Below are 24415 nucleotides of genomic sequence, written 5' to 3' on the forward strand. Positions count from 1 at the left end.
ACTAACCTTGTATAATTTTTGAGTTACAAATGAAAAAAACATTTAAAAAGAATTTTATTTTATCAATTTGCGTATTGAGCTCATTATTAGTAGCTATTTATTGGTCATTTATCGCGAGTGATATTTATATATCTAAAGCAAATATTGTACTGGAAACACCTAGTGTGAGTATTGGCGAATCTGTGAGTTTTCAGTCGTTGCTTTCTGGAAGTAGTAATAAAAGCAGCGATATGCTAATGCTCAAAGAGTATATTTTATCTGTTGATATGATGAGGAAAGTTGAGGAAGAGTTTGGCTTTAGAGAGCATTACTCGAATAAAAATATAGATTTTTTTAGTCGTTTGAAGCATAAGATAGGAACAATCGAAGAAGATCATGAGTATTATAAAAAAAGAATATCTGTGAATTTAGATGACTACTCTCAAGTTTTACGGATTGAAGTAGAAGGATTTGAGCCTGAGTATGCCTATGAAATAGCAAATTTTATAATAAAAAATGGCGAGTATAAGATTAACAGCTTGGGGCAGGTATTGGCAGAAGAACAGGTAGCATTTCTTGAAAAGCAGGTCTTTGGTTTAAATAAAAAAATGGAGAATGCAAGATCAGATTTGCTTGCATATCAAAATATCCATGGGCTAGTTTCACCTATTGGCGCAATCAATAATATTAATACAATAATTGTAGGACTTGAATCAGCGTTATCGAATCTAGAAGCTGAGCTGAAAGCCTTAATGACTTATCAAAGCTCTAAATCAAGTGAAGTTATTTTTCTTAAAAATAAGATATCTGCATTAAGTGAGCAAATTAACCTTGAGAAAAATAAAATTGTAAAAAATAATGAAAATGCACTTAATTTCATATCATCTGAATATCAAAACTTAGAGTTGAAATTTAATTTTTCCAGAGATACTTATGGGGCCGCGCTTGTCGCTTTAGAAAGCACAAGGATAGAGTCAGTAAGAAAGCTTAAACAGTTATATGTTTTGCAAACACCAACGTATCCTGAGTACCCTATAAAACCAATGCGTCTATATAATACTTTTATGTATATATTAGTGACGTTACTGTTTTATTTTATTGTTCAAATGTTGTTTATGATAATAAGAGATCATAATGACTGATAATTTATTTTTGTAGAGTCGAAGAGGATCTTCGATTTATAGAAATGTCTGTACTATCAAAGAAAAAACGAGAAAGCGATAAGAAATAATTTTTAGATGCGTTGTTATATGGTCTGATTTTTTAATTAGTGATTTTTAATTAAATGGAAAAGGTGAATGTTGTGGAGTTTAATTTAATTACTGTTATGGGGCTTGGGTATATTGGTTTGCCCACAGCTGCTATGTTTGCTTCTCGAAAAAAAGAAGTGATTGGCGTGGATATTAATGAGCATGCAGTTAATACGATTAATAGCGGTAAAATACATATAGTGGAACCTGAATTAGATATGGTTGTACACGCCGCGGTAACCGAAGGGTATTTAAAAGCTACAACTAAGCCTTCGGAATCTGACGCATTCTTAATCGCTGTGCCTACTCCTTTCAAAGGTGATCATGAACCTGATCTTAGTTATATTAAAGCTGCTAGTAAAGCGATAGCGCCGGCTTTAAAAAAAGATTGTTTAGTTATACTTGAATCAACATCACCAGTTGGTACTACAGAAAAAATGGCTGCTTGGTTAGCAGAAGCTAGACCTGATCTAACGTTTCCTTTAGGTGGTGATGAGAATTCAGATGTTTTGATTGCCTACTGTCCCGAAAGAGTCCTACCTGGACATGTCATGAGGGAATTAATAGAGAACGATAGGATAATAGGTGGCCTTTCGAAAAAATCTTCTACTGCTGCTGTTGATCTTTATAAAACATTTGTAGATGGCGAGTGTATTGTCACTAATGCAAGAACAGCAGAAATGTGTAAACTGACAGAGAATAGTTTTCGAGATGTGAATATCGCATTTGCAAATGAACTTTCGATGATTTGTGATAAACAGGATGTCAATGTTTGGGAATTAATTGCGTTAGCAAATAGACACCCGAGAGTAGATATACTACAACCTGGTTGCGGGGTTGGCGGCCACTGTATTGCTGTAGATCCATGGTTTATAGTGAGTTCTTCTCCTGAAGATGCCAATATCATACGAATGGCACGTGAAATAAATGATAAAAAACCAAAATGGGTTGTAGAGAAAGCAAACGAAATAGTTAAAAACAAACTAATTGAAAACCCTGCATTGAAGACTGAAGATATAGTTATCGCTTGTTTAGGTCTTGCTTTTAAACCTGATATAGATGATTTAAGAGAAAGTCCAGCCTTAATGATAACGAAGGAAATAATTGAAAAACATGCAGGAAAAGTCATTATAGTAGAGCCAAATATCACTAAGCTACCTCAAGATTTAGAGGGTAAATGTGAGTTGTATGAACTGGTACCTGCCCTTGCTGAATCAGATATAGTGGTCTTGCTCGTTGATCACAAAGGTTTTAAAAATCTAGATAAAAGCATGTATAGTGATGTTAAAGTGCTAGATACCAGAGGGATTTGGTAGGTTGTAAGCTTTTAGCCCATATGAAATTTTATATGGGCACTTAATATTTATAATTGAAGTGGCATTATGTTTTTTGAAAAATTCAAATCTGCATTAAAAAAATTATATTGGAAGTATAATAAACTCAGCAAAGGCACTGGCTTACTTAGACTAAATACTAAGCAACGTGACTTATCTTTAAAACATCTTAGTTTTAATATTAAACGGCTTCAAAAAGGTGAGTCTTATAGGATTGTAGGGGTTGTTTTTGTAGAGGGGGTAGCTATAGAGAAAGCTGCTATATTGTCGGTTTCCTTTTTTGACAAAAATGGAACTTTTATATCTATGGGGGAGAAGAGTATTGGTTTTAAACCATCCCCAAAGTACGGTAACTACAAGTATTTGCAAGGATCAGATGGTGGGGAGCCTTATGATATTATTATTCCAGTACCTGATTTATCAGTTCAATGTAAGATAAAAATAATCTCTAAAAGTGGCATTAAATCTTTTTTAAAGCCCGGTGCATATATTGAGAAAATTGAGTTAAAACATAGAAGGGCACTCACTAAGTTAGTTTCTATTATTGATGAAAATGTCGTTTCTGGTAGTCCAATAAATATATCTACTATCTCATCTTTGTTAGAACCTGTCTTAAAGGATAAAGATAGAGGTTTTATCTTGGTCAAAAGTTTTGAGTATTATATGACGACACGCCCAGAGGTTGCATGTTATCTGGGGTGGCTCGCTTGGAGAAGCACAAGAAATTCAGATATCCAGAAACTTGTTAGGTCCCAGTTAACCCATCTTGGGAAAATGTTTGAAACAAAACAGTTTCTGGACGAAATTGAGGAGGTTATGGTTTTTCCTCCTAAACTAAGTTTATCTCGTCGAATAGGCGATGAAATTGAGAAAATGGAAGAAGGCTTTGTATATGCTGCCACTGAAATGAACTTGGCATATGAACCTAATAAAGAAGTGCTGTATCTACTTCATAACTGTCTTCCATATAATTCGGGAGGATATGCAACAAGAACTCATGGCTTGTTAAAAGGAATAGACGAGGTTAGCGATTTTAAGGTTCATGGCCTCTCTAGGCCAGGGTATCCCACTGATCATAAAAAACATATTAGTTTTAAGTTACCAGTCGTAATACCAGACTCTGACTTAATTGATGGTATCTATTATTTTAGGTGTAATCAAAAAATAAGAAAGTCGAGTCTGACGCTTTCAGAATATGTTGAATTCTTCTCAAAAGAAATTATTAATTTGGCGAAAAAACATAAAATTTCTATTATTCATGCCGCATCAAATTACCCTAATGGCATAGCCGCCAATATTGCAGCAAAACAGCTAGGTATTCGTTCTATCTATGAAGTGCGTGGTTTATGGGAGATTACAAGGTTATCAAGGCAGAAGGAATGGGATAAAACAGAACAATTTGCTTTTACCGCGAAAATGGAAGCTGAAGCTTGTCGTGGTGCCGATGCTGTATTTACAATAACCGATGCTCTAAAGAAAATAATGATAGATAGAGGAGTGGAAGGGAATAAAATATCTATTGTTCCTAACTGTGTTCATTCTAATAAATTTTCACCTCTTGAGCCTGATCTAAAGTTGGCTTCCGAGTTAGGTATCAGTAAAGATGATACTGTGATTGGTTATATAGGGTCTATAGTCAACTATGAAGGGCTTGATACACTTTTATATGCATTAGCAAAATTAAAAAGTAGGGGTGTAAACTCTTTCAAATTTTTATTAGTGGGTGATGGTGCTGAGCTGGGTTATTTACGTTCATTAATTCATGACTTGTTATTAACCGATGATGTTATCATTACAGGAAGAGTAGCTCATGAGTTAGTGCAGAGTTATTATTCGCTGGTTGAAATAGCCCCATTTCCCAGGAAGCCATATCTTGTATGTGAGGCAGTATCGCCATTGAAGCCGTTTGAAGCAATGGCTTCTGAGAAAGCCGTCATAGTTTCAAGTTGTGATGCCTTAACAGAAATTGTTGAGCATGGAAAAAATGGTCTGGTCTTTCAGAAAGGGTCTGTAGAAGCTTTAGCTGACTCTTTACAGTTATTATTAGAAGACCGTAATTTAATGAGAAATTTAAGTTTGGCTGGTCGTGAATGGGTTTGTTCGGAACGAGACTGGAAGAATTCTTCTCAAGTAGTTTCAGAAGTATATGAAAAGTTATTTGCAAGTTTACAATAAGCTTTAGTTTTTTAGGAAATAGTCATGTCTAATCAAGCCGGAAATAACCTTTTCTATGGTATTCAAAATGTTAGTTTAGTGGATAGAAAGTGTTATCTTCATAGGATTTTTCCATATGGTGATTATACTGATAAATTTGACGATTTGATAAATTCTAGGGTTTTTTTACCAAGACGAGACTGTAAGCCATTTTATATTAGTTTTCCAGTTGACTGGGAGGCTACTGCTCATATGAAAGATAGAAACTGGCGTATGCAGCTACAGGGCTGGTCTGTTTTTCATCCTATAATGAATTTTTTTGATGAGTTTGATGATAAAAGAAAAGTATTAAATTACTTCTTCGAGTTTGCTAATGATTGGTGGAACTCATATGGAAATGATCTAAATGATATTACTACAAGTCGAATGCCTGAAAGCTATGCTTGGTATGATATGTCTGTTGGATTTAGGGCTTTGGTAATAGGTTTTTTTGTTAATAGAATTCAATATTTTAATTTAGAAATTTCGCAGGATGAAAAGGAACTTGTTGAAAAATTAATTTCAAAACATATTGCTAATCTTTCAGCAGAAAAAACTTTTAGTTTAAATAACCACGGAATGTTTCAAATACAAGGCTTGATGTGCCTTTTAAATTGCTATGGAAGTAATTTATATAGTTTAGAAAAATTATATGCTTTTAAAAAAATGGAAGAGTTAATTCAAGCTCAATTTGATGAAAATGGCATACATTTAGAGCATTCACCTCATTATCATTTTTTTGCACTTTCAACCTTTGAATCATTATATGCGTCTGGATGGTATGATGAGAATAAAAGCATTAAAAAGTTGCTTGTTTTAGCTACAGAACGGCTAAAATGGCTAGTAGACCCTAAAAAGCGACCTATTTGTGTTGGTGATTCCATACTAACAGTACAAAAAAAAGTCGTATTCCCTGAGTCTGATAATAAATATGAAATTTCTGATTTTAAATCAAGTGGGTACTCAGTAGTTCGTTCGTCATGGAGTACTGCTCCACATGAATCATCAATGTTATTTATGAATGGGGCTTATCATAGTAAAGCCCATAAACATAGAGACTGCTTGACCTTTGATTGGTTCGATAATGGAGAGCGAATTATTTGTGATAGTGGTAAATATGGATATAGAAGTGATAAGTATAGAAATTATTTTCTTTCTAGTAGAGCGCATAACACAGTTGAAATTGATGGGTTTGATATATTAAAAATTAAAAGTTATGGATCTATTTTATCTGAAGTTGAGGAAGTTGATGATGGAGTATTCAAGCTATCAGGTTTTTTGAATTATCCTGCTATAAAGCATAAAAGGGATTTGTATTTTAAGCCAGGAAGCTGGGTTGTCATATTAGATGATCTTGAATTTGTGCGAGCAAGAAAATTTAAGCAATGGTTGCATCTAAATAAAGACTACCGTTTAGTTAGTTCTAGTGGAAATAATCTTTTATTTGTTGGCGAAAATAATAGAACTCTTTTTGTTGATTGCTTGAACTCTGAATTAGAATCTTCAATACATTGTGGTGATGAAGGTCAGATGCAAGGCTTTCTGTGTGAAAAGGATTTAGTTTTCATGCCGTCGGTTGCCCTAGGGTTTGAAGGATTTGGAAAAGCTAAAAAGATAGTAACAGTGTTATCCTTAGGGGATAAAGGTAGGGAGGAAGGCAAACATTTTGCCAGCTTTTTTTTTGAAAAAAAGAAGCGACCTATTATTAAAGATGCCGTTATCAATATTCAAAGGTTGTTGCCAAATATTCCGCATTATATCGAAGATGACTATCAAAAAATAAAGTTGGTTCCTGGTAAATCAACTAATAGCACTATCGTTGATAATGTGAGGATTAATTTTTTCTCTGATATTAAGTCGTCAAATAAATTACTAGTTATGTTACCTGGTGCATCTTCTCGAGCAAGAGGGCATATCGATTTTCAGCGACATAGTTGGTCTGATGACTTCTCCAACTTTGATGTACTCTCTTTTACAGACCCTTCTTTGAAAGAAGAGAATGATATTTCTATTGCTTGGTTCCAGCATACAGTAGAGAGTTTTGGTATTACTGCATTATCAAAACTTATTTCTAGTTTTGTAGAGTCAAAGAAATATCTAATGGAAAATATCATTTTCTTTGGTTCATCGGGTGGAGGCTTTACATCACTCAAACTGGCAAATGATTTTCCTCGAACTTTGATTATTTCTATAAATCCGCAGATATACTTGTATAACTACAGTAAAATCCACTTCGATAAAATGTTACAAACTTGTTACGCTGGCTTGGATTATTCTGAAGTCATAAATAAGTATAAAAACCGTTTAGAAGTAGATATTGATTACACAAAAAGAATTGCTCCAATATATATATATCAAAATATTCATGATACAAAGCATCTTAATAAGCATCTAAAACCTTATATAAATAAAAACCCATCTATTTATTGCAGCGAAAGTGATATCGATGAGTCATTAGGTAAACCTAATGCGTTAAATGTTATCTATTATGATGATTTAGATTCCGGTCATAAACCACCAAGCTCTGACAAAACGCTATGTATGATTAAGTCAGTTACATCAAAGCTTTCTTTTTAAAATATGAGTAATTAATGAACTATAGTCGAAAACCAAAAATCGCATTAATTTCTGATGAGCTAACAAGAACTTGTTTACATAACGATTCTGTATTTAATGACATCACGCCGTTAAATTATAGGTTTTATTTTAAGTTTGGTCGGCCTGATTTTTTACTGGTTGAGTCTTCATGGTCCGGTTATAAAAGTAAATGGAAATATAAAATTGCGGCTTATGATATAAAGTATAAAAGAAATAATAATTCTCTTTTAAAATTATTGGATTTAGCAAAAAGTAAAGGTATACCTACAGTTTTCTGGAATAAAGAAGATGGTGTTCATTTTGAACGATTTATCGATAGTGCACGTCATTTTGACCATATATTTACGGTCGACGAAAATTGTGTTTCTAGATATCGAGCAGTTGTTCCAGCATCGACTAGTGTTAATGTGCTAATGTTTCCTGTTCAACCTCGTTATCACTTTTTTCAAGGTTTTAATTTTAAAGATAACTGTGCTAATTTTATTGGTAGTTATAGTCACCATATTCATGATGAAAGGCGTCGTAGACAAGACTTTCTACTTAAGGCAGCCAGCGATACCTTAGGACTACGGGTTTATGATAGGAACTCTAAAAGGTCTTCGGCTAACTATCGTTACCCAAACTTAAAAAATATGGAAGTAAACTCTGCAGTATCTAATGATAAAACTGCAGAAATTTATCGTAAGCATCTAGTATCGCTTAATGTTAATACAGTTGATGACTCACCTACAATGTACTCTCGCAGACTTATTGAGATCATTGCTTGTGGAGGTATTGCTGTCACTACTCCTGCACAGTCTGTTGATATCTTTTTTCGTGACTATTGTCACGTAGTAGATGATTACGAACATGCATATGAATTGTTCTCTCGTTTGAGAAATGGCCCTTCAAGTCTTGATTTAGATCGCGCTAGAGCAGGTGCGGAATATGTATCAACACATCATACTTGGAGACACCGACTAGATGAAATTTGTAAAGTTATTGGTTTATAGCGTTCAACCAGTACTTAATGCATAATTTGGTTATTAATATTAGAGATTTTGAAAAAATGCAGATTTTGAAGCTTTTATTTTTTCAAATCAAACTCTAGGAATTGCTAATTATTTTAGTTAACTATAAGGATTAATTTTTCATTTGAATTTACGATTGATATAGTTGCTTTCGTTGAACTTTTAATCTATGGGCTAGAGTATTTTGAAAAAGATTCATAATAGTTGGGCTGCCCTTGGTTTTTCTTCTTGGAAAGAAAAATTCATCCCTAGCTTTTTAGAACAAAAATCTGAAATTGATTTTTTATCTATTCAAAAGTTACCCACTGAGGTACTAACCCAATACTCGAACATTATTGTCTGGTCTAGCCGCCTTACCCCTGAACTAGAGAGTTTCTGTTTGCAAATGGATTTACCTTTGTGGCGAATGGAAGATGGCTTTATTCGCTCTGTGGGACTTGGTGCTGACTTAGTTCGCCCTATATCATTAGTGAAGGACTCTTGTGGTATCTATTATGATGCTACTCGTCCCTCAGATTTAGAAATTCTCTTAAATACTTATGTCTTTAATGAGAATTTATTGCGACGGGCCAAACGTGTCCGCACCCAGTTAGTTGAGTTAAAGCTGTCTAAATATAACGTTGGTATTTCAACAGCGCTTGTTTTGCCAGATGATCGAACAGTTATTTTGGTTCCAGGCCAAGTTGAGACAGATGCATCTATTGCTAAAGGTTCTCCGGTTATCAAAACAAATCAGGATTTGTTAGCAGTTGTCAGAAAAGGAAACCCTGAGGCCTTTATTATTTATAAACCTCACCCAGATGTTTTGAGCGGTGGCCGTCTTGGTGAATTGGCAACTAGTGTAGATACGTTACACGATTTAATTGTTACTGATATGTCGATTACTGATCTGTTTGATGTGGTTGATGAAATTCATACGATGAGCTCGTTGACTGGTTTTGAGGGATTATTGAGAGAGAAGAAGGTTTTTACCTACGGCATGCCTTTTTATGCAGGGTGGGGGCTTACTGTCGATTATTTATCGTGTGATCGCCGCAGCAAACAGTTATCACTCGACCAATTAGTTGCTGCAACTTTAATTTTATATCCTATTTATGTTGATCCTCATTCCGGCGATGTTGTCGATATTGAAACGGCTATTATCTTGCTTATGAAAAAACTAGATAATCCACAAGGCCCTAGTTTTAAAACGCGTATTAAACGATTGATTAACAATATATTATTCAAAAAACGTGAGTAGCTGATATATGCTTAATGAATTAAAAATAATTATCCGTCAAGCTGGCTATGTTGTTCTAGATATCTACCATTCGGGATATGAAGTTTCAAATAAAGCAGATCTTAGCCCTGTCACAGATGCTGATATAGCCGCGCATAACATATTGCTTAAAGGCTTAAGAGCTCTAACTCCTGATATACCTATATTATCTGAAGAGTCTTATGATGCTGAAAATACAGAACGCTTAAATTGGCCAACGTTTTGGTTAGTAGACCCTCTGGATGGTACAAAAGAGTTTATCAAAAGAAACGGTGAATTCACTATCAATATTGCATTAATAGTCGAAGGTGTACCTGTCTTAGGTTTGGTTTATGCTCCAGTAACAAACACCTTATATTGGGGGCAAGAAGGTAAAGGAGCATATAAGCAAATTAGCGGTGCTCTTCCAATAACCATTCATGTAGCACCAGTACCTAAAAATGCGGCTGGATGGCGAGTGGTCGGAAGCCGTTCTCATCAATCTGATCGATTTTATGCATTTATGCAAGCATTGCCTGATGCTGATATTGTTGCAATTGGAAGTTCGCTAAAATTGTGTTTAGTTGCAGAAGGTAGTGCTGATTTATATCCTCGTTTAAGCCCTACGAGTGAGTGGGATACAGCCGCAGGGCATGCTGTCTTGTTAGCCGCTGGAGGTCAGCTGGTTGAATGGCCATCGCTAAAGCCACTGCTATACAATGTGCACGTGGATACTATACTCAATCCTGATTTTATGGCGTGTGCTAAGCCAAGCTCTTTATGGGCATCAATAGGTAACGATGAATAAAGTTGGCGCCTTTTCTGTTGGCATAGCTAGTATTTTACATCTTGATAAAGTCCTTGATGCGGAACTTGTTTACCTGCCTCCTCTCTTGCGCAAGCGAACACAGTGCGATGCAATAGCGGGTTGGGGAATGAAACCATCGGCGGCCTCTGCAAGGCAGTTTGCAAAAGATCATAACTTGCCTTATGTCGCGCTTGAAGATGGCTTCTTACGCTCATTAGGTTTGGGTGTACATGGGAATCTTGAGCATAGCTTTATTGCAGATTCTGTGGGCATTTACTATGACGCCTCGTGTCCTTCAGAGCTTGAGGGCTTGATTTTAGCTTCATCTCAGCTCGATTCTGTTGCCATGGAACGATCAAAATTGGCAATTGAACAATTAGGCCAGCATCGTTTAAGTAAATATAATGCCGCTCCGGATTATCCCGTCTCTCGAGTGCGCTCAGGTTCAGCAGTATTGGTTGTAGACCAAACATACGGCGACATCTCTGTGCAGCTTGGCCAAGGCTCGCCTGAAACTTTTTTGATGATGCTAAAAACGGCTGTTAAGAACCATCCCGATGCAGAAATATTAGTTAAAGTGCACCCTGATGTACTCGCAGGAAAGAAAAAAGGCTATCTTTTAGAATACGCACAGCAGATGAGTTGCACACTTATTTCAGAGGATGTTAACCCTTGGGCTTTTTTTGATGTTGTTTCAGATGTGTACGTAGTTACTAGTCATTTGGGGTTTGAGGCGTTAGTTGCAGGTAAAAAAGTACATTGTTTTGGTATGCCTTATTATGCGGGCTGGGAGCTAACTCAAGACTATCAAGTGTGTGAGCGCCGCGATGTAAGTTGTTCATTGGAGCAACTGTTCTATGCTGTTTATGTTCAGTATTGTCGCTATCTAAACCCTTATACTGGTGAGCGTTGCCAGCTTGAAGATACGATTGAGCTTTTAGCTTTGCAAAAACGTCATCTGGAAAAGTATCGGGGGCATTGGGTCGCACTTAATGTCAGCGGCTTTGAGCGTAAAATGTTAAAAGGCGTATTGGGTTTTGGGGCAACGGTTGAATTTAGGAAACAGGCGAATAATTTATTAAGTGACTTTTCAACAGAAAACCAAAATGAGCGTGGTTTTATTTTTACTAATAATCAAGCTACTAAAGGTTCCGCTACTACTGATAAAGATGTTGTATTAGCCGTTGCTAACAACAAAGCAAAACTAAAGCTAAAACTAGGCTCTCTTCAATTGAAAGAGCTGGGTAATAGTTGGTTACATCCATTATCTGTTGAAGTCGATGAGAGCCTAGCAGGACAACTTAGTGTAGATTTAATTTATATTGATCCGGAAAGCGGCAATATTATTGATGTTATAACAGCAACAAAGTTATTTGATAAGAGGTTGTCTTACTTCGATAGTGTGAGTTTTTGGGCACGCTGTAAGCGCCTTACACGTTATATCTATCTCACTGTGTGAGACAAGCCTCTAGAATTAGTATCGACTAGCGTTTATTAGGAACAGTATGAAAATTGTAATAACCGGTGCTACTGGTTCAATTGGTGGTGCGCTAGCTCGGGTTTATGCAAAAGAGGGGCATTCCTTGATTTTACAAGGGCGTAAAGCCGATCAGCTAGCGGTGTTACGTGATGAGTGTTTAGCCTTAGGTGGAACGGTGTCGGTTGTAAGTTTTGACCTTAGCGACTTGGTGCAAACGCGCCGTTGGTGTGATGAGCTTGTTACTGCAGGCGCGCCAGACCTGGTTATTGCTAATGCCGGAATGAATATTAATACCGGTGAAGATCAGTCTGGTGAGCAGTGGGAGCAGATGGAGGCTTTGCTGGATCTTAATGTTAAATCAACCCTAATGTTGGTCCATCATATGGCATTAGCGATGAAGGAGCGTAAAGCAGGGCAGTTAGTATTAGTTAGTTCCTTAGCTGCTTATTATGGTTTGCCCGTTACACCCACTTATAGTGCCAGCAAGGCTGCGCTTAAAGCATATGGCGAAGGTGTTCGTGGCTGGCTAGCACCGCATAATGTGGGTGTCTCTGTGGTTATGCCAGGCTATGTGTCTTCAAAAATGTGCCATGCTATGCCAGGGCCTAAGCCGTTTATGTGGACGCCAGAGCGTGCAGCACAGGTTATTCAGCAGGCAGTAACTAAAAATCGTGCACGTATTAGTTTTCCGTTTCCTCTCAATTTTGGCTGTTGGTGGTTAGCTGTTTTGCCATCAGCTATTTCGCAACGCATTGTAAAGTGGATGGACTATGGAGGCTGAGTTCTTGTCAGTACTTGCTGTGCCGCTATTTGTTGGTTTGTTGCTCTCTTTTGCTATGGAGTGGCTACTTGAGCCTAGAGCGGCTGCTTTTTGGCGGCGTCCACTTCCCATTTTATGCTTACATTTAGGCAGTTTTGTACTGCTATTAAGCATATCACTTTTACTATTTTGGCGCCCTTGGTTTGCTTTGGGTGTTGTGTTGGCGTTCCAGCTATTATTGGTTTTAGTGAATAATGCCAAATATCATTCTATGCGTGAGCCGTTTCTGATCTACGATTTTGAATACTTTACCGATGCGATTAAACACCCGCGTTTGTATCTGCCTTTTTTTGGTATTTATAAGGCGATTCTAGCGGCTATCGGATTTTTAGGCTTAGTGGCTTTAGGGTTAAGCCTTGAGACCTCTTTATTGGTTGAAGGCAGTTTTCTTAATGGGACCTTGCTCTTTGGGTTAATGGCGCTGTTCTCATCTGTGTTGATTGGTGTGAGTATTTCATTTAATCAGATTCAAATGACACTGGCGCCAGAAAAGGATTATTTGAAAGTAGGCCAGGTTGCTTTTATATGGCTATATGTCTTAGAACATTTACGTTTTAAGCCCTCTAAGGAAGCTGTTCAGTGGAGTATTGGTCACCAGGATGGCAGTAAACAAGACGATATAGATGCGTTACGCTTGCCTAATGTAGTTGCCGTGCAGAGTGAATCTTTTTTTGATGTACGTAAAGATTACGATCTTTTAAAGCCTGATGTGTTGGCCAAATATGACCAGATTTGCCAAGAGTCTGTCCAGTTTGGGCGTTTGTCTGTCCCTGCATGGGGAGCCAACACAATAAGAACTGAGAGCGCCTTTTTAACCGGTTTATCTGCTAGTCATTTTGGCGTTCATCAGTTTAGTCCTTATCGCTATTTCATGAAAAATAAGCAATTCACATTAGCGCATGCATTAAAAGAAAAGGGTTACCGTACGGTGTGTATTCATCCTTATCATGCAAGCTTTTATATGCGCGACGAGTTGTATCCGCAATTAGGCTTTGATGATTTTATTGATATTAACGCTTTTTCTAATGAGCAAAAACAAGGGCAATATACCGGTGATGTCGCGGTTGCCCAGAAGGTTGGCGAGCTGCTAAAAGAGACGGACCAGCCTTTATTTGTGTTTGTTATTACCATGGAAAATCATGGCCCGTTGCATTTAGAGCAGCCACTAGATGCTGATAAAAAGCTTTTTTATAAAGAAAATAAACAGCCCGATGGTTGTAATGATTTAACGATATATGCGCGCCATTTAAGTAATGCAGACCAGATGGCTTCTATGCTGCGCCAGCAGCTACATAATGACGCCAGAGAAGGTGTACTGTGCTGGTATGGTGACCATGTTCCTATTATGGCGGATGTGTATAGCGCTTTAGGAGAGCCTAGTGGGCTAACCGATTACTTTGTGTGGAGCTCAAGGCTCGATGAGCTGCAGGCAAATACTGCAAGCTCAGGCGAGGTGAGTATGGATGTCTCAGGCTTAGTGCCTTTAGTCTTGGAGCAGGTGACTCGTTTATCGACTATTGATGAAAAATTGGCTAGCTAAAAATAAAACTATAGGTCATTAGAAGCGAGGTGGATGCTGTTCTAATAGCTTTTCTAATGGGCATACCGGCATCTGTAAGCGTTTAATGGCTTCTTCAACACCTAGCGTAATACCTGACTCACTGTAAAAGCCGCCATTGATTTGCGTCGTATGAATGACGGTATTACGAAATAGCCTAAATAGTTTGCCGTCTGGCTTATCTATATCATTCCAAAACTGATCGAGCGTACATTGTGCGGTCAAACCTGGTAGGTTAAAAATTGGGTCCGATAGCGCTAGCGTTCTACAGTTATGGATTAATGCGGAGTTACCAACAGTACTGTTGACGGTAACAAGCCCTTCACAATGATTCAATAAAGTAGGAAGGTGTCCGCTCTCCAAATAGACCACTTTGCCTTCAATGCCCATCTTTTTCTCAAAGCCAGATATGATCTTACTAAAGTTAGTAAACCCAGTATCTAAAGGGTGGTTTTTAATCAGTAATATTGAGTCTTTGGGTGCGAAGTGAGCAAATGAGCGCATGACTTCTTGTATCACTGTAGCCATATCTCCATAGGCAGAGTGGCGTTGAATCTGACTATCGCTATCTAACTGAAGAGGTAATATAAAGAAGGGCTTTTTGCTAGATAGCAGAGAGCCTATTCGTTTTTTATCTCGATGCTCGTAATAAGGCATCTTGGCAAAGCGGTATCCCCAGCCGGCCAGTTCTATACCAGAAATATGTGGGCGATGTGTATGATAGCCCTTATAGGAAACAGGGTTTACGATATTAGGGAAGTGATAACCTATTTCATGAGCGGCTAACATCAAGGTAGGGTTTTTAACTGGCTGCCCATCTTTGTAGGAGGGAATGCCTTCGCCGACTTCACGATACCAGTCTGGGTCTTTGGGCAGGCGTGAATGACCATTAATTCCGTCTTCTTCCATCGTTAGCCAGTTAGGCCGAAAATAACCCTCTTCGAATATATGTAAACGAATAGCATATTTTTTTGCGAGGTATACCGCGGGGGAGTTCACTGGGCGGGTGTCGCCTACCATAATGATATCGGTAATCTGATGAGTGCTGAGTTTGTCTTCTAAATACTCAGGCAGCTCAGAAGCATTCCCGCGAAAATTCCACGCGGGTTTGTTTTTCCCCCAATACACAAAGTCGCCCGCGTTGAAGTTTATCCGGTGTACTTGTGCACCTAATGATAAAATTTTATCGGTTAATCGTGAAAAGAATGGGCTTGTCGGGCCTTGAAGAAATAGGAACGTCCTGTGTTTCACTGAATAAGTAGCCCGCTAAGCGTTAAAGAAGAGATTTTAAAGTGTCTAGTGTGTACTTGATTTGTTCTTCGCTGTGCTCGCATGATAAAAAGAAACGTAGTCGGGCACTTCTTTCTGGTACCGCAGGGTACAGAATAGGCTGAACGTTAATACCTTTTTCAAGCATAGCAGCAGATGCATTTGCGGCTTTGACTGAGCTACCTAAAATTATAGGGATGATTGCTATGCCAACACTCTCACCGGTATTGAGCCCTAAGGCTTTGGCTTGTTGAATAAAGCTTTGTGAAATTGATCTGAGCTTCTGTATCCGTTGTGGCTCTTTATGAATAAGTTGTAATGAAGCCAGTGCGGCGGCGGCTGTTGGTGCCGGTAAACCAACACTGTATAGGAAGCCAGGAGATAAATAGCGAAGGTTTTCTACTAAGGCAGCAGAGCCTGCAATATAGCCTCCACAGCCGGATAAGGTTTTACTTAACGTGCCCATCCAGATGTCGACATCTTGGCCTGCAATGCCTGCTTCTTCACGTAGTCCTTTTCCTGTTTCTCCTAGTACGCCAAACGAATGGGCTTCATCGACCATCAAAAAGGCCTGATGTTGGCGTTTGATTTCAACTAAGCGGGCAAGATCAGGATGGTCTCCATCCATGCTATAGAGGCCTTCTACGACGATAAGCACCTGCTCATACTGGCCTCGATGTTCGATTAAAAGCTTATCTAATGCATCCAGGTTGTTGTGTGCAAAAGGGATGCGCTTGGCACCAGAAAGCTGAGAACCAACCACAGAACTGTTGTGGATATATTCATCATGGATGATGAGGTCTTTAGGGCCGAATAAATATCCAATAGTAGATACATTGGTCGCATGGCCACTTACATACACAAGCGCGTCTTCTACTTGATATGTAGAGGCGATAGCGTGTTCTAACTCTTGATGAATAGGGCGCTCGCCCGAAACAATACGGCTAGCAGAGACAGATGTACCGTACTGAGTGATTGCATCGATGGCTGCTTGGTTTACATCAGGGTGCCCTGATAAATCAAGATAGTTGTAACTGGCAAAGTTTATAACACTCTTGTCATCAATAAGTGTTGTTGCCCCGGCTGTACCTTGGTGTACTTTGAAAAAAGGGCTGGGTACACCGAGTGTTTTTGCACTGCTTTTAATTATTTGAAGCTGTTTATAGCCAGGGTGCTGCTCAAAGCTTGTGTACTTACTTAACTTACTATTTGTGCCTTTGGAAGCGACAGGTTTCCAGCCAGCAGACTCTGCTTTCTTTAATTTTTTATCCAGTGTTTGTTGGATGAGCTTTTGTTTTAGGCTTTTTGCCAAATTCATAGAGCTCATTCTTGGCTGTCTCCCTCTGCCGAGTGTTGGCTGAGTACGTGTTTAGCCATATCGTCACTTTCTTGGTGTTCGCCCCGTAGCTGTGAAACCAAGCGTGCACTTAGCTTCGTCAGTGTTGGTGTTTCGCTAAGCGCCATAACCGAAATGGTTACACCTAATAGCGACTCAATAGCAGACATCAGTTCAACACCCATTAATGAATCGAGGCCCATATCGTACATTGAGCGGTTGATATCGAGTTTCTCTTCCGAGATCATCAGAATTTGGCTCAACTTTGAAGTCAATAGCGCCAGAATCGTATCGGTTAGCTCTACATCACTCATTGCCAGTAATTCAGATAACTCTAGACGGTTGTCATCTTCGTTGTCGTTATCATTACTAGTTAATGCCACTTCTCTGAATTTAGCTTGGTCAGATGTTGGCAAGAAGCGATTGAGTGATCCCCAGTCGAACTCCAGTACTCCCATGCTGCCAACATTATTGATGATCATTTGCTCAAGAGCATTCAGTGCTATATCTGAAGCGAGTGCTTTACCACCAATACGGCTTTGTAGAGCGTCTTTTATTTTTTCGTTACGAGCAAGAAAGCCTACATCGTCAATGGCTCCCCAGCGAGGGCAGGTAGCTGGTTTACCGCGTAATATTCTGTTTGCGGTTAAGGCTTCTAGCCAGTGATTGGCGGCCACGTAGCTACTTTGTCCAGGGTTGCCCAGTAAGGTGGTAGCAGAAGAATAGAGTACAAAGAACTCAAGATCGAGATTGTCAGTTAACTCGTCTAGCCATTTAGCACCTGCAATTTTAGGCGTCAGTACTCGGTCGATTTGCTCGTTGCTTAAGTTGGCTGCTAGGCTGTCTTCTATAACGGCAGCTGCATGAACAAGGCCTTTAATCGGCGGCATTGTTTCAGCAGCTTTTATCAGTAAAGTAGATAGCGCATCGCGGTTACTTACGTCACATGCTGCAGCCATGACGTTAATGTTTTGCTGCTTAAATTCAGCTAATGCGTTTTTAGCTTCATCTGAACTGGCGCCACTGCGGCTAATTAATACAAGATTTTTTGCCCCTCGAGATACTAACCATTGGGCTGTTTTTAGGCCAAAGCCTCCCAGGCCTCCGGTAACAAGGTAGCTGGCGTTTTCAGATAAATTAAGCTGCTTTATTTGAGGCGCTTTATTAGATGCTTTCGTTAGAACTTCTTGTTCATATGAAACAACAATTTTACCGATCTGCTTAGCTTGTTGCATAAATCTAAATGCATCAACAACATGGTTAGCATCAAATCTTGTATAAGGAAGAGGAAATAGTATTTCATCTTTAAAGAGCTGCATCATCTCTTGAAATAGGCGGTGCGTTAACACTGGTTTTTCTTGCATCAGTTGGTCGGCATCAATGCCGAAGTAGCTGATGTTATTACGAAACGGACGCAAACCTATTTGCGTATTTTCATAAAAGTCGCGTTTACCTAATTCAAGGAAACGGCCGAAAGGTTTTAATACTCTAAAGTTCTGATTTATCGCTTCTCCTGCTAATGAATTCAGAACAACATCTACTCCACGCTCGCCAGTCTCAAGAAGAATCTCTTCGGCATAAGTCAGGGAGCGAGAATCGTAAATATGCTCAATACCCATCATTTTAAGGAAGTCGCGCTTACTATCGGAACCAACGGTGGCATAAATTTCAGCGCCAAGCCATTGAGCAATTTGTATCGCCGCTATACCGACACCACCCGCAGCACCATGAATAAGTACTTTTTCACCAGGCTCTACGCGACCCAAATAATGCATCGCATAATAAACGGTAAAGAAGGTGCTTGGTATGGTGGCTGCTGCTTCAAAGCTAATACCCTGAGGGATATGAGCAATGGCGCTTGCTTGGGTTACTACCGAGTTACTGAAGCTGGCAGGGCCAAAGCCGACGACTAGATCACCTACGTTGTAATCTTGTACGCTATTGCCTACTTCTGTGACTTCACCCGCAAACTCAAAACCTAACGTGGGGCCCGCAAAACCATTTTCAATCGCTTCATCAGATAATAGACCTAGCGTGTACATAATATCGCGAAAGTTCAGGCCGGTTGCCTTGATGTCGACGCGGATATCTTGTTCGCCAATAGTGGGTGTTGGCTTGGTAAACCAGTGAAGGTTTTTTAACTGGCCAGGAAGTTCGAAGCCCAGATAGAAGTCTTGTTTTTGTTTGGTAGCCTGAGACTCATGGTCATCATGCCCAATTGACTCTTTTCTCAAACGAGGAGCGTAGCGGTAACCCTGCTTATCGAGGAAAAGCTCGTGCTCATCACCTGGATTAAGGTATTCAGCGTGTAGAGCATTAAGCTGGTTAGCTGAAATAGGTAATGAAGGGATGTCGATCAGGCGGATACTTGCCTGAGTTGCTTCGTTCATAAGGGTGCGAGTAAAGCCCCATAGAGCAGCATCACCAGAAGTCATAGATTTGTTAAACTGAGCGTTCGCGTCATCGCATGGATAAGTACTGGCAACTCCCTGAGTTATTACCCACAAGGTAATTGGATGCGAAGCGCCTTGCGTGGCATTAAAGAGCGTGTTTAGTGCCTTGCAGCGAGAGGATATCTGCTCAATGCTACTGCATTCATTTAAGCCTGACAGGAATAGAATATTTTCGGGGTTGGCTGTGTCTTGCTCCGCCCATGTAGATAGGAGGGACGTAGGAGTTGTTTCTGCCAAGGCTTGTGTTGAGAGGTTCTGCAGTTGTAAAGCAGAACTTTGTGAAGCTAAGAACATTTTACTTTCATTCACAAGAGTATTGTCTTCGTCATGTATAACTAACCATGATTGTGCTTCTGCTGATGCGCTTATTATTGTATTTGTCTCTTTTGCAGGAGCTTGCCCACAAATAATACTGACCGAGCTGTTATTGTAACTTTCAACAACATGTAAGTTTTGGAGGTCAAACGCTGCAAAAAATTCTAACCACTCGTTAGCGCTGTGTTGCTGGCTGTTGTGTTCAGGCCACCATTGAGCGTTGCCTGCCATTAACAAGTCAATCCAGTCAGCAGGTGTTGGTGCTACCAATAGAACCGTAGCGTTACTGTCTGTGAGCAACTGTAGATGACGCATGAAGATGCCTAGGTCGTTTTGGCATGCTCCATTAAGGTTGATAATAACTAATTGATGATAAAGGCTATTATCAGTATCTAGATCTAACAGTGATTGTGTCCTGAATAACGGATAATCTTCTTGTAGGTGCTCTGCTTTATCAATTGCATCTGAGTTTAGGCTGCAAAAAGTATAATCGCTGCGTGTAAAGTCGAGCTTTGCGCAAAGGTGGCGAGCAAATTCAGGAGATTCAATACCCGCTTCGAGGATTCTTACTCGTTGCCCTAGTTGCTGCTCTTTCAGTTGCTCAACTAGCTGGACTAGCTGCGAGCTTATATCATGGACAATCAGTGAGTTTTGGCGAGCTTTAAGCAGCTCTCCATACGTTGTTACATCAAGGCCCAATTGTTCGCATGAGCGTTCAGCGTTGAGTAGCTCTTCTAGATGTAGACCAAAACGTCCCAGTGTTTGTGTAATATAAAAGTAATCTGGGTAGTCGCGCGCCATCATCTGCCAAATAACGTCGGCAGGTATGGTATCGTCAGCACTTTGATGAATAACCTGCCATTGTTCTTCAGTTGCTTTTATCATCTCCCTTTCTAGGGCGTAATGAATGATATAAGCAAACAGTTGCCCTGCATCAGGGCTTAATAGGCTGAGTTGTTCTTTATAGGCATGAGTGAGATTATTTGCTTGCTCAATTTTACTCAGTGCTTCGTAGACAAAAGCAGAACCTAGTGCTTCAAATAGTGGCTCTATCTCTTGAGTGTATTGTTGTGATTTAGCTGATGAGGCGGCTGTTAGTGTATCGCTAATCTGTGCCGTAATATCTGGCAGTGTAAGGCTTCCTACTACATGGGCTGGCGCTGCTGTTAAGTGATAATCGAGAAAGTCTACCCGTTGAGCGGCCGACTTGTTTACGCGTACTGCTCTAAAGCGAGCTTCTTTTAGCGCAGCAATTTGAACACCATTTTCATCAAATAGTGAGAACTCAGCAGTAATTGAATGAGGTGAGCGCTTCAGTAATGAGGCTTTTGCTATATGTAGTTTATGCTCACCTGTACGTACAAAGATTCGCCCAATTCTTGTTGGCACATAAGCAATGCCTTGGTTGGCTGCTATTTGGTCTTTCAAAAAGTGGATGATCAGCTGGAAAGCACAATCGAGCTGCCCCGGATGCAAGATGTATTCTGGATGCTGCTGTGGTGTAAATACCGCGACAACGTCAGAGCTGTTTACCCAGCCATGGCTAATCGTTTGAAACGCAGGGCCGTAGTTGAGCCCTGCCGCACGGTTGAATTCAAGGTGAGAACTAAGGGAGAAATCAACATCGTGTGTCGGCAGTGAAGGCGCTTGGTCTGATAAATGTAATGTTGTTGGCGCTTTAAGGTAACGCCCTGTTGCGTTCTCTGACCATGCTTCACCGTTAACGTATTCGCGGCTATTAATGGTGATATGCCCGCTATCCTGATGAAGCGCTACACGTATCTTTTTACAGCTATTATCATCGAGCAATAGTGGTGTCTTGATTTCAAATTCTTCAAGTTCAATGACGGGGTTTTCTGCTTTGGCTGTTATATCGATTGCTGCAAACATTAGCTCAGCAAAGCCCGCACCAGGAAAGACTACATTATCCCCTACCGCATGATCTACTAACCATGGGTGCGCTCCAGTATCGAGTGTATTTTCCCATGTATTTTCCATCTGTTTGGTGGGGTAACCAAGTAGAGGGTGTTGCTTCTGACGCGTTAGCATGCCACTAGCTTCCGCTGTGGTTTTATGCCAGAAGTGTTCGCGTTGCCATGGGTAAGCAGGTGTTTCGATAAGCTCGCCAGTCACAGGGAAGAGCTTCGCTATTTCTATTGATTGCTCATCACTCATGTTAATGATGACGCTTGATAATGTACGTTCAATGTTATCAAGGGAGTCATTGTTTTTATTGATAGTTCCTAACGCCAGACCATCATGATCAGTATTTTTTAGTGCATCATTTAGATAGCTTTTAAGAACAGGGTGGGCTCCCACTTCAATAAAAGTAGTAATACCTTCGTTAATAAGGCCTTCTATTGAGTTCTGGAACTGCACCGGCTTTCTAATATTATCCCACCAATAACTTGCACCTAATTTTGAGCCTGATAGAAGGCCACCTGTGACAGTGGAGTAAAAGGGGAGTGTGCTGGTTTTTGCATTAACCTGTGTCAGGCTATCAATCACTTGTGATTTAACACTGTCCATGGCGGAGCTATGAAATGCGTAGTTAAGGTTTAGGCGACGATAGAAGATATCGTGCTCTTGTAATAAACCTTCGAAGGTCGATAGCTGCTCGGGATTACCCGCTAAGGTAATACCTTTAAAACTATTGACGCCTGCGAGCTCAACTTTTTCAAGGTTGTGCTCTTTTAACCATGCACTTGCCGTGTTTGCATCTAGCCCCGCTGCTGTCATTTCTCCTAAACCAGCAGTAAGTCCCTGATATTTACTGCGATAGTAAATAACATGGACGGCATCTTCTAGAGAAAGTGCTCCACTTGCCCAAGCGGCAGCTACTTCCCCAACACTGTGCCCGGTTACGGCTTTAGGGAAAATCATCTGTTCCCTAAGCACTTCAGTTATACCTACCTGAAGTGCAAATAATGCGGGTTGTGCTATCTCGGTTTGTGCAAAGCGTTCCCTTCCATTATTACCTGCTAGTTCGTCGCTGAGTGAGTAGCCGGCAAGAGGTTGGAATATAGAATCGACTTTTTCAACAGCCGCCCGAAAAGTATCAGAGGTGCTTAAGAGGGTGCGGCCCATGGTTTCCCATTGGCAACCATTGCCTGAGTAAACGAATGCAATATCTGAGCTTGGTTTGTCTAGATAAAAAGGCGGTGTTTCTTCTGCTATCAAGGCACGCAGTTTTCTTAAAACGCTTGGTTTATCGCTAGCCCACGTTACATGTGCGATTGAGTGCCGCTCTTTACGGAAAAAGTAATGGTAGGCAGTATCGTAAAAAGAGGTGCTGTCTAACTCAAGCAGTGCAATTGTTTGCTTGAGAGAGTCTTGAAGTGCCTGACTGTCGCGCGCACTTACAATCAGAGGTAAAGTTGATGTCTGTTCTAGTGCTTCTATTAAGTGCTTAGTGGTAGTCGGTACTTGTGGTGGGGACTGTAATATGACATGTGCATTGGCGCCACCAAAGCCAAAAGAGTTAACACCGATAGTGAGCACACCTTGTTTTGGTAAAGGCATGTTTTCAGTAACAACACGAATATTCCACTCATCAAAATGGATATTCGGGTTGGGATTTTTCATACTGATCGTTGCAGGTACCAGTCTATGCTTTAGCGAGTAAAGAGCTTTAGCTAGTCCTGCTACTCCAGAAGCTGTTTCCATATGACCGAGATTACTTTTTACCGAGCCAATAGGTAATGGAGTGCTTCTTTGTTCACCTAAAGCAAGGCTTATCGCGCGTGTTTCGATGGGGTCGCCAACGGGAGTACCTGTACCGTGTGCTTCAAGATAATTTATTTGCTCAGCCGAAATACCTGCATTTTCATAGGTTTTCGTCATTAAGTTTGCTTGAGCATCTGGGTTGGGTAGCGTTAATCCAGACTTGTAGCCGTCTGTATTAACACCAGAGCCAGCAACCACCGCCATAATGTCATCGCCATCTCTTAGCGCAGCATCATGATCTTTGAGGAAGAACAACCCGCCTCCCTCAGAACGAACATAGCCATCAGCCGCTTCATCAAAAACCTGGCAACGTCCAGTGGGGGAAAGCATGGTAGCTTTCGAGAAGGCGATAAAACCATAAGGATGCAAGTGAAGGGATATACCGCCGGCTAATGCTTGTTCAATTTCTCCTGCGCGAATTGCTTGGCATGCCTGGTGAAAAGCAACCATAGATGAAGAACAGGCAGTATCGATGGATAAGCTCGGGCCGTGGAGATCTAGCAAGTAGGATATGCGGTTTGCAGCGATGCTTGTGGTGTTACCCGTGGAGATAGAGGAATCACCAATTGTTAGATCTTCTGCGAAGCGGTATGCGTAATCAGAGCCAGAAATCCCAATAAAAACACCGCAGTCGCTCCCTCTGATGCTTGAAGGAGAGTGGCCAGTGCTTTCAATTGCTTCCCATGCCAGCTCAAGTAATATTCTTTGCTGAGGATCGATCAGCGATGCTTCCCGAGGGGATATACCGAAAAAACTAGCGTCAAAGCCAGATACGTCACCTATTGAACCAGCTGCAAACGTATAACTGGTGCCTGGATGCTTTTTATCGGGGTGCTGATAAGCATCAAAAGACCAACGGCCTTCTTCGACTTGTGTAACGAGGTCTTTATTATCTACAAGATTATTCCAGATAGAGTTATCAGGTGAGCTAGGAAACCTAAATGATGCGCCAATAATAGCAATACGTTTTTCCATAACTTAAGCTCTATCCTCGGTAAAAAAATCTGACCGTAATTGTACGTAAAAGCCTATAATATTACAGGAATTTT

General features: G+C 40.1%; 13 protein-coding genes. 10 read left to right on the plus strand and 3 right to left on the minus strand.

Annotated elements, in window-relative coordinates:
• Window positions 1-29 precede the first annotated feature (29 nt).
• The 10 genes from G511_RS0108465 (at window position 30) to G511_RS22250 (ending at window position 14249) form a co-directional block, all read left to right on the plus strand.
• Window positions 30-1121: a KpsE/RkpR family capsule polysaccharide export protein gene (locus tag G511_RS0108465; protein ID WP_028469259.1), complete on the plus strand. Its 1092-nt coding sequence runs from the start codon at window positions 30-32 to the stop codon at window positions 1119-1121.
• Window positions 1122-1282: 161 nt separating this feature from the next.
• A complete protein-coding gene (wecC, locus tag G511_RS0108470) occupies window positions 1283-2545 on the plus strand; it encodes a UDP-N-acetyl-D-mannosamine dehydrogenase (protein ID WP_028469260.1) in 1263 nt (420 codons plus the stop codon).
• Window positions 2546-2611: 66 nt separating this feature from the next.
• Window positions 2612-4738 carry a glycosyltransferase family 4 protein gene (locus G511_RS23800; protein WP_051221746.1) on the plus strand — a complete coding sequence of 709 codons (2127 nt, stop codon included), beginning with the start codon at window positions 2612-2614 and terminating at the stop codon, window positions 4736-4738.
• A gap of 24 nt (window positions 4739-4762) precedes the next feature.
• Entirely contained in the window at window positions 4763-7333 is a 2571-nt protein-coding gene (locus G511_RS0108480; protein ID WP_028469261.1) for an alginate lyase family protein, read from the plus strand.
• A gap of 14 nt (window positions 7334-7347) precedes the next feature.
• Window positions 7348-8346: a CgeB family protein gene (locus G511_RS0108485; RefSeq protein ID WP_028469262.1), complete on the plus strand. Its 999-nt coding sequence runs from the start codon at window positions 7348-7350 to the stop codon at window positions 8344-8346.
• A 202-nt stretch (window positions 8347-8548) separates the two neighbouring features.
• Window positions 8549-9604 (plus strand): capsular polysaccharide export protein, LipB/KpsS family, encoded by a 1056-nt coding sequence (locus G511_RS22240; protein ID WP_051221747.1) that lies wholly within the window; start codon window positions 8549-8551, stop codon window positions 9602-9604.
• A gap of 7 nt (window positions 9605-9611) precedes the next feature.
• Entirely contained in the window at window positions 9612-10409 is a 798-nt protein-coding gene (cysQ, locus tag G511_RS0108495; protein ID WP_028469263.1) for a 3'(2'),5'-bisphosphate nucleotidase CysQ, read from the plus strand.
• Entirely contained in the window at window positions 10402-11868 is a 1467-nt protein-coding gene (locus G511_RS22245) for a capsular polysaccharide export protein, LipB/KpsS family (protein WP_051221748.1), read from the plus strand. The genes cysQ and G511_RS22245 overlap by 8 nt, the downstream gene beginning before the upstream one ends.
• A gap of 46 nt (window positions 11869-11914) precedes the next feature.
• Window positions 11915-12670, plus strand: coding sequence for an SDR family NAD(P)-dependent oxidoreductase (locus G511_RS0108505; RefSeq protein WP_036551686.1), 756 nt, complete (start codon window positions 11915-11917; stop codon window positions 12668-12670).
• Complete coding sequence (locus G511_RS22250; RefSeq protein WP_051221750.1) at window positions 12660-14249, plus strand: LTA synthase family protein; 1590 nt, start codon at window positions 12660-12662, stop codon at window positions 14247-14249. Before G511_RS0108505 ends, G511_RS22250 begins: the two co-directional genes overlap by 11 nt.
• A gap of 18 nt (window positions 14250-14267) precedes the next feature.
• Here G511_RS22250 and G511_RS0108515 read toward each other — a convergent pair whose 3' ends face one another.
• From G511_RS0108515 to G511_RS22255, 3 genes are read right to left on the minus strand one after another with little or no spacing between them, the layout of a single operon-like run.
• The gene (locus G511_RS0108515) at window positions 14268-15518 is read right to left on the minus strand and encodes a capsule biosynthesis protein (RefSeq protein WP_028469265.1); all 1251 of its coding nucleotides are present in this window, start codon (window positions 15516-15518) and stop codon (window positions 14268-14270) included.
• A gap of 22 nt (window positions 15519-15540) precedes the next feature.
• Entirely contained in the window at window positions 15541-16863 is a 1323-nt protein-coding gene (locus tag G511_RS0108520; protein ID WP_036551688.1) for an aminotransferase class I/II-fold pyridoxal phosphate-dependent enzyme, read from the minus strand.
• Window positions 16860-24341, minus strand: a complete 7482-nt coding sequence (locus G511_RS22255; protein ID WP_051221754.1) for a type I polyketide synthase — start codon at window positions 24339-24341, stop codon at window positions 16860-16862. Before G511_RS22255 ends, G511_RS0108520 begins: the two co-directional genes overlap by 4 nt.
• Window positions 24342-24415 lie beyond the last annotated feature (74 nt).

The organism is Neptunomonas japonica DSM 18939 (genome assembly GCF_000422765.1).
In the GTDB taxonomy this organism is placed as follows: domain Bacteria; phylum Pseudomonadota; class Gammaproteobacteria; order Pseudomonadales; family Balneatricaceae; genus Neptunomonas; species Neptunomonas japonica.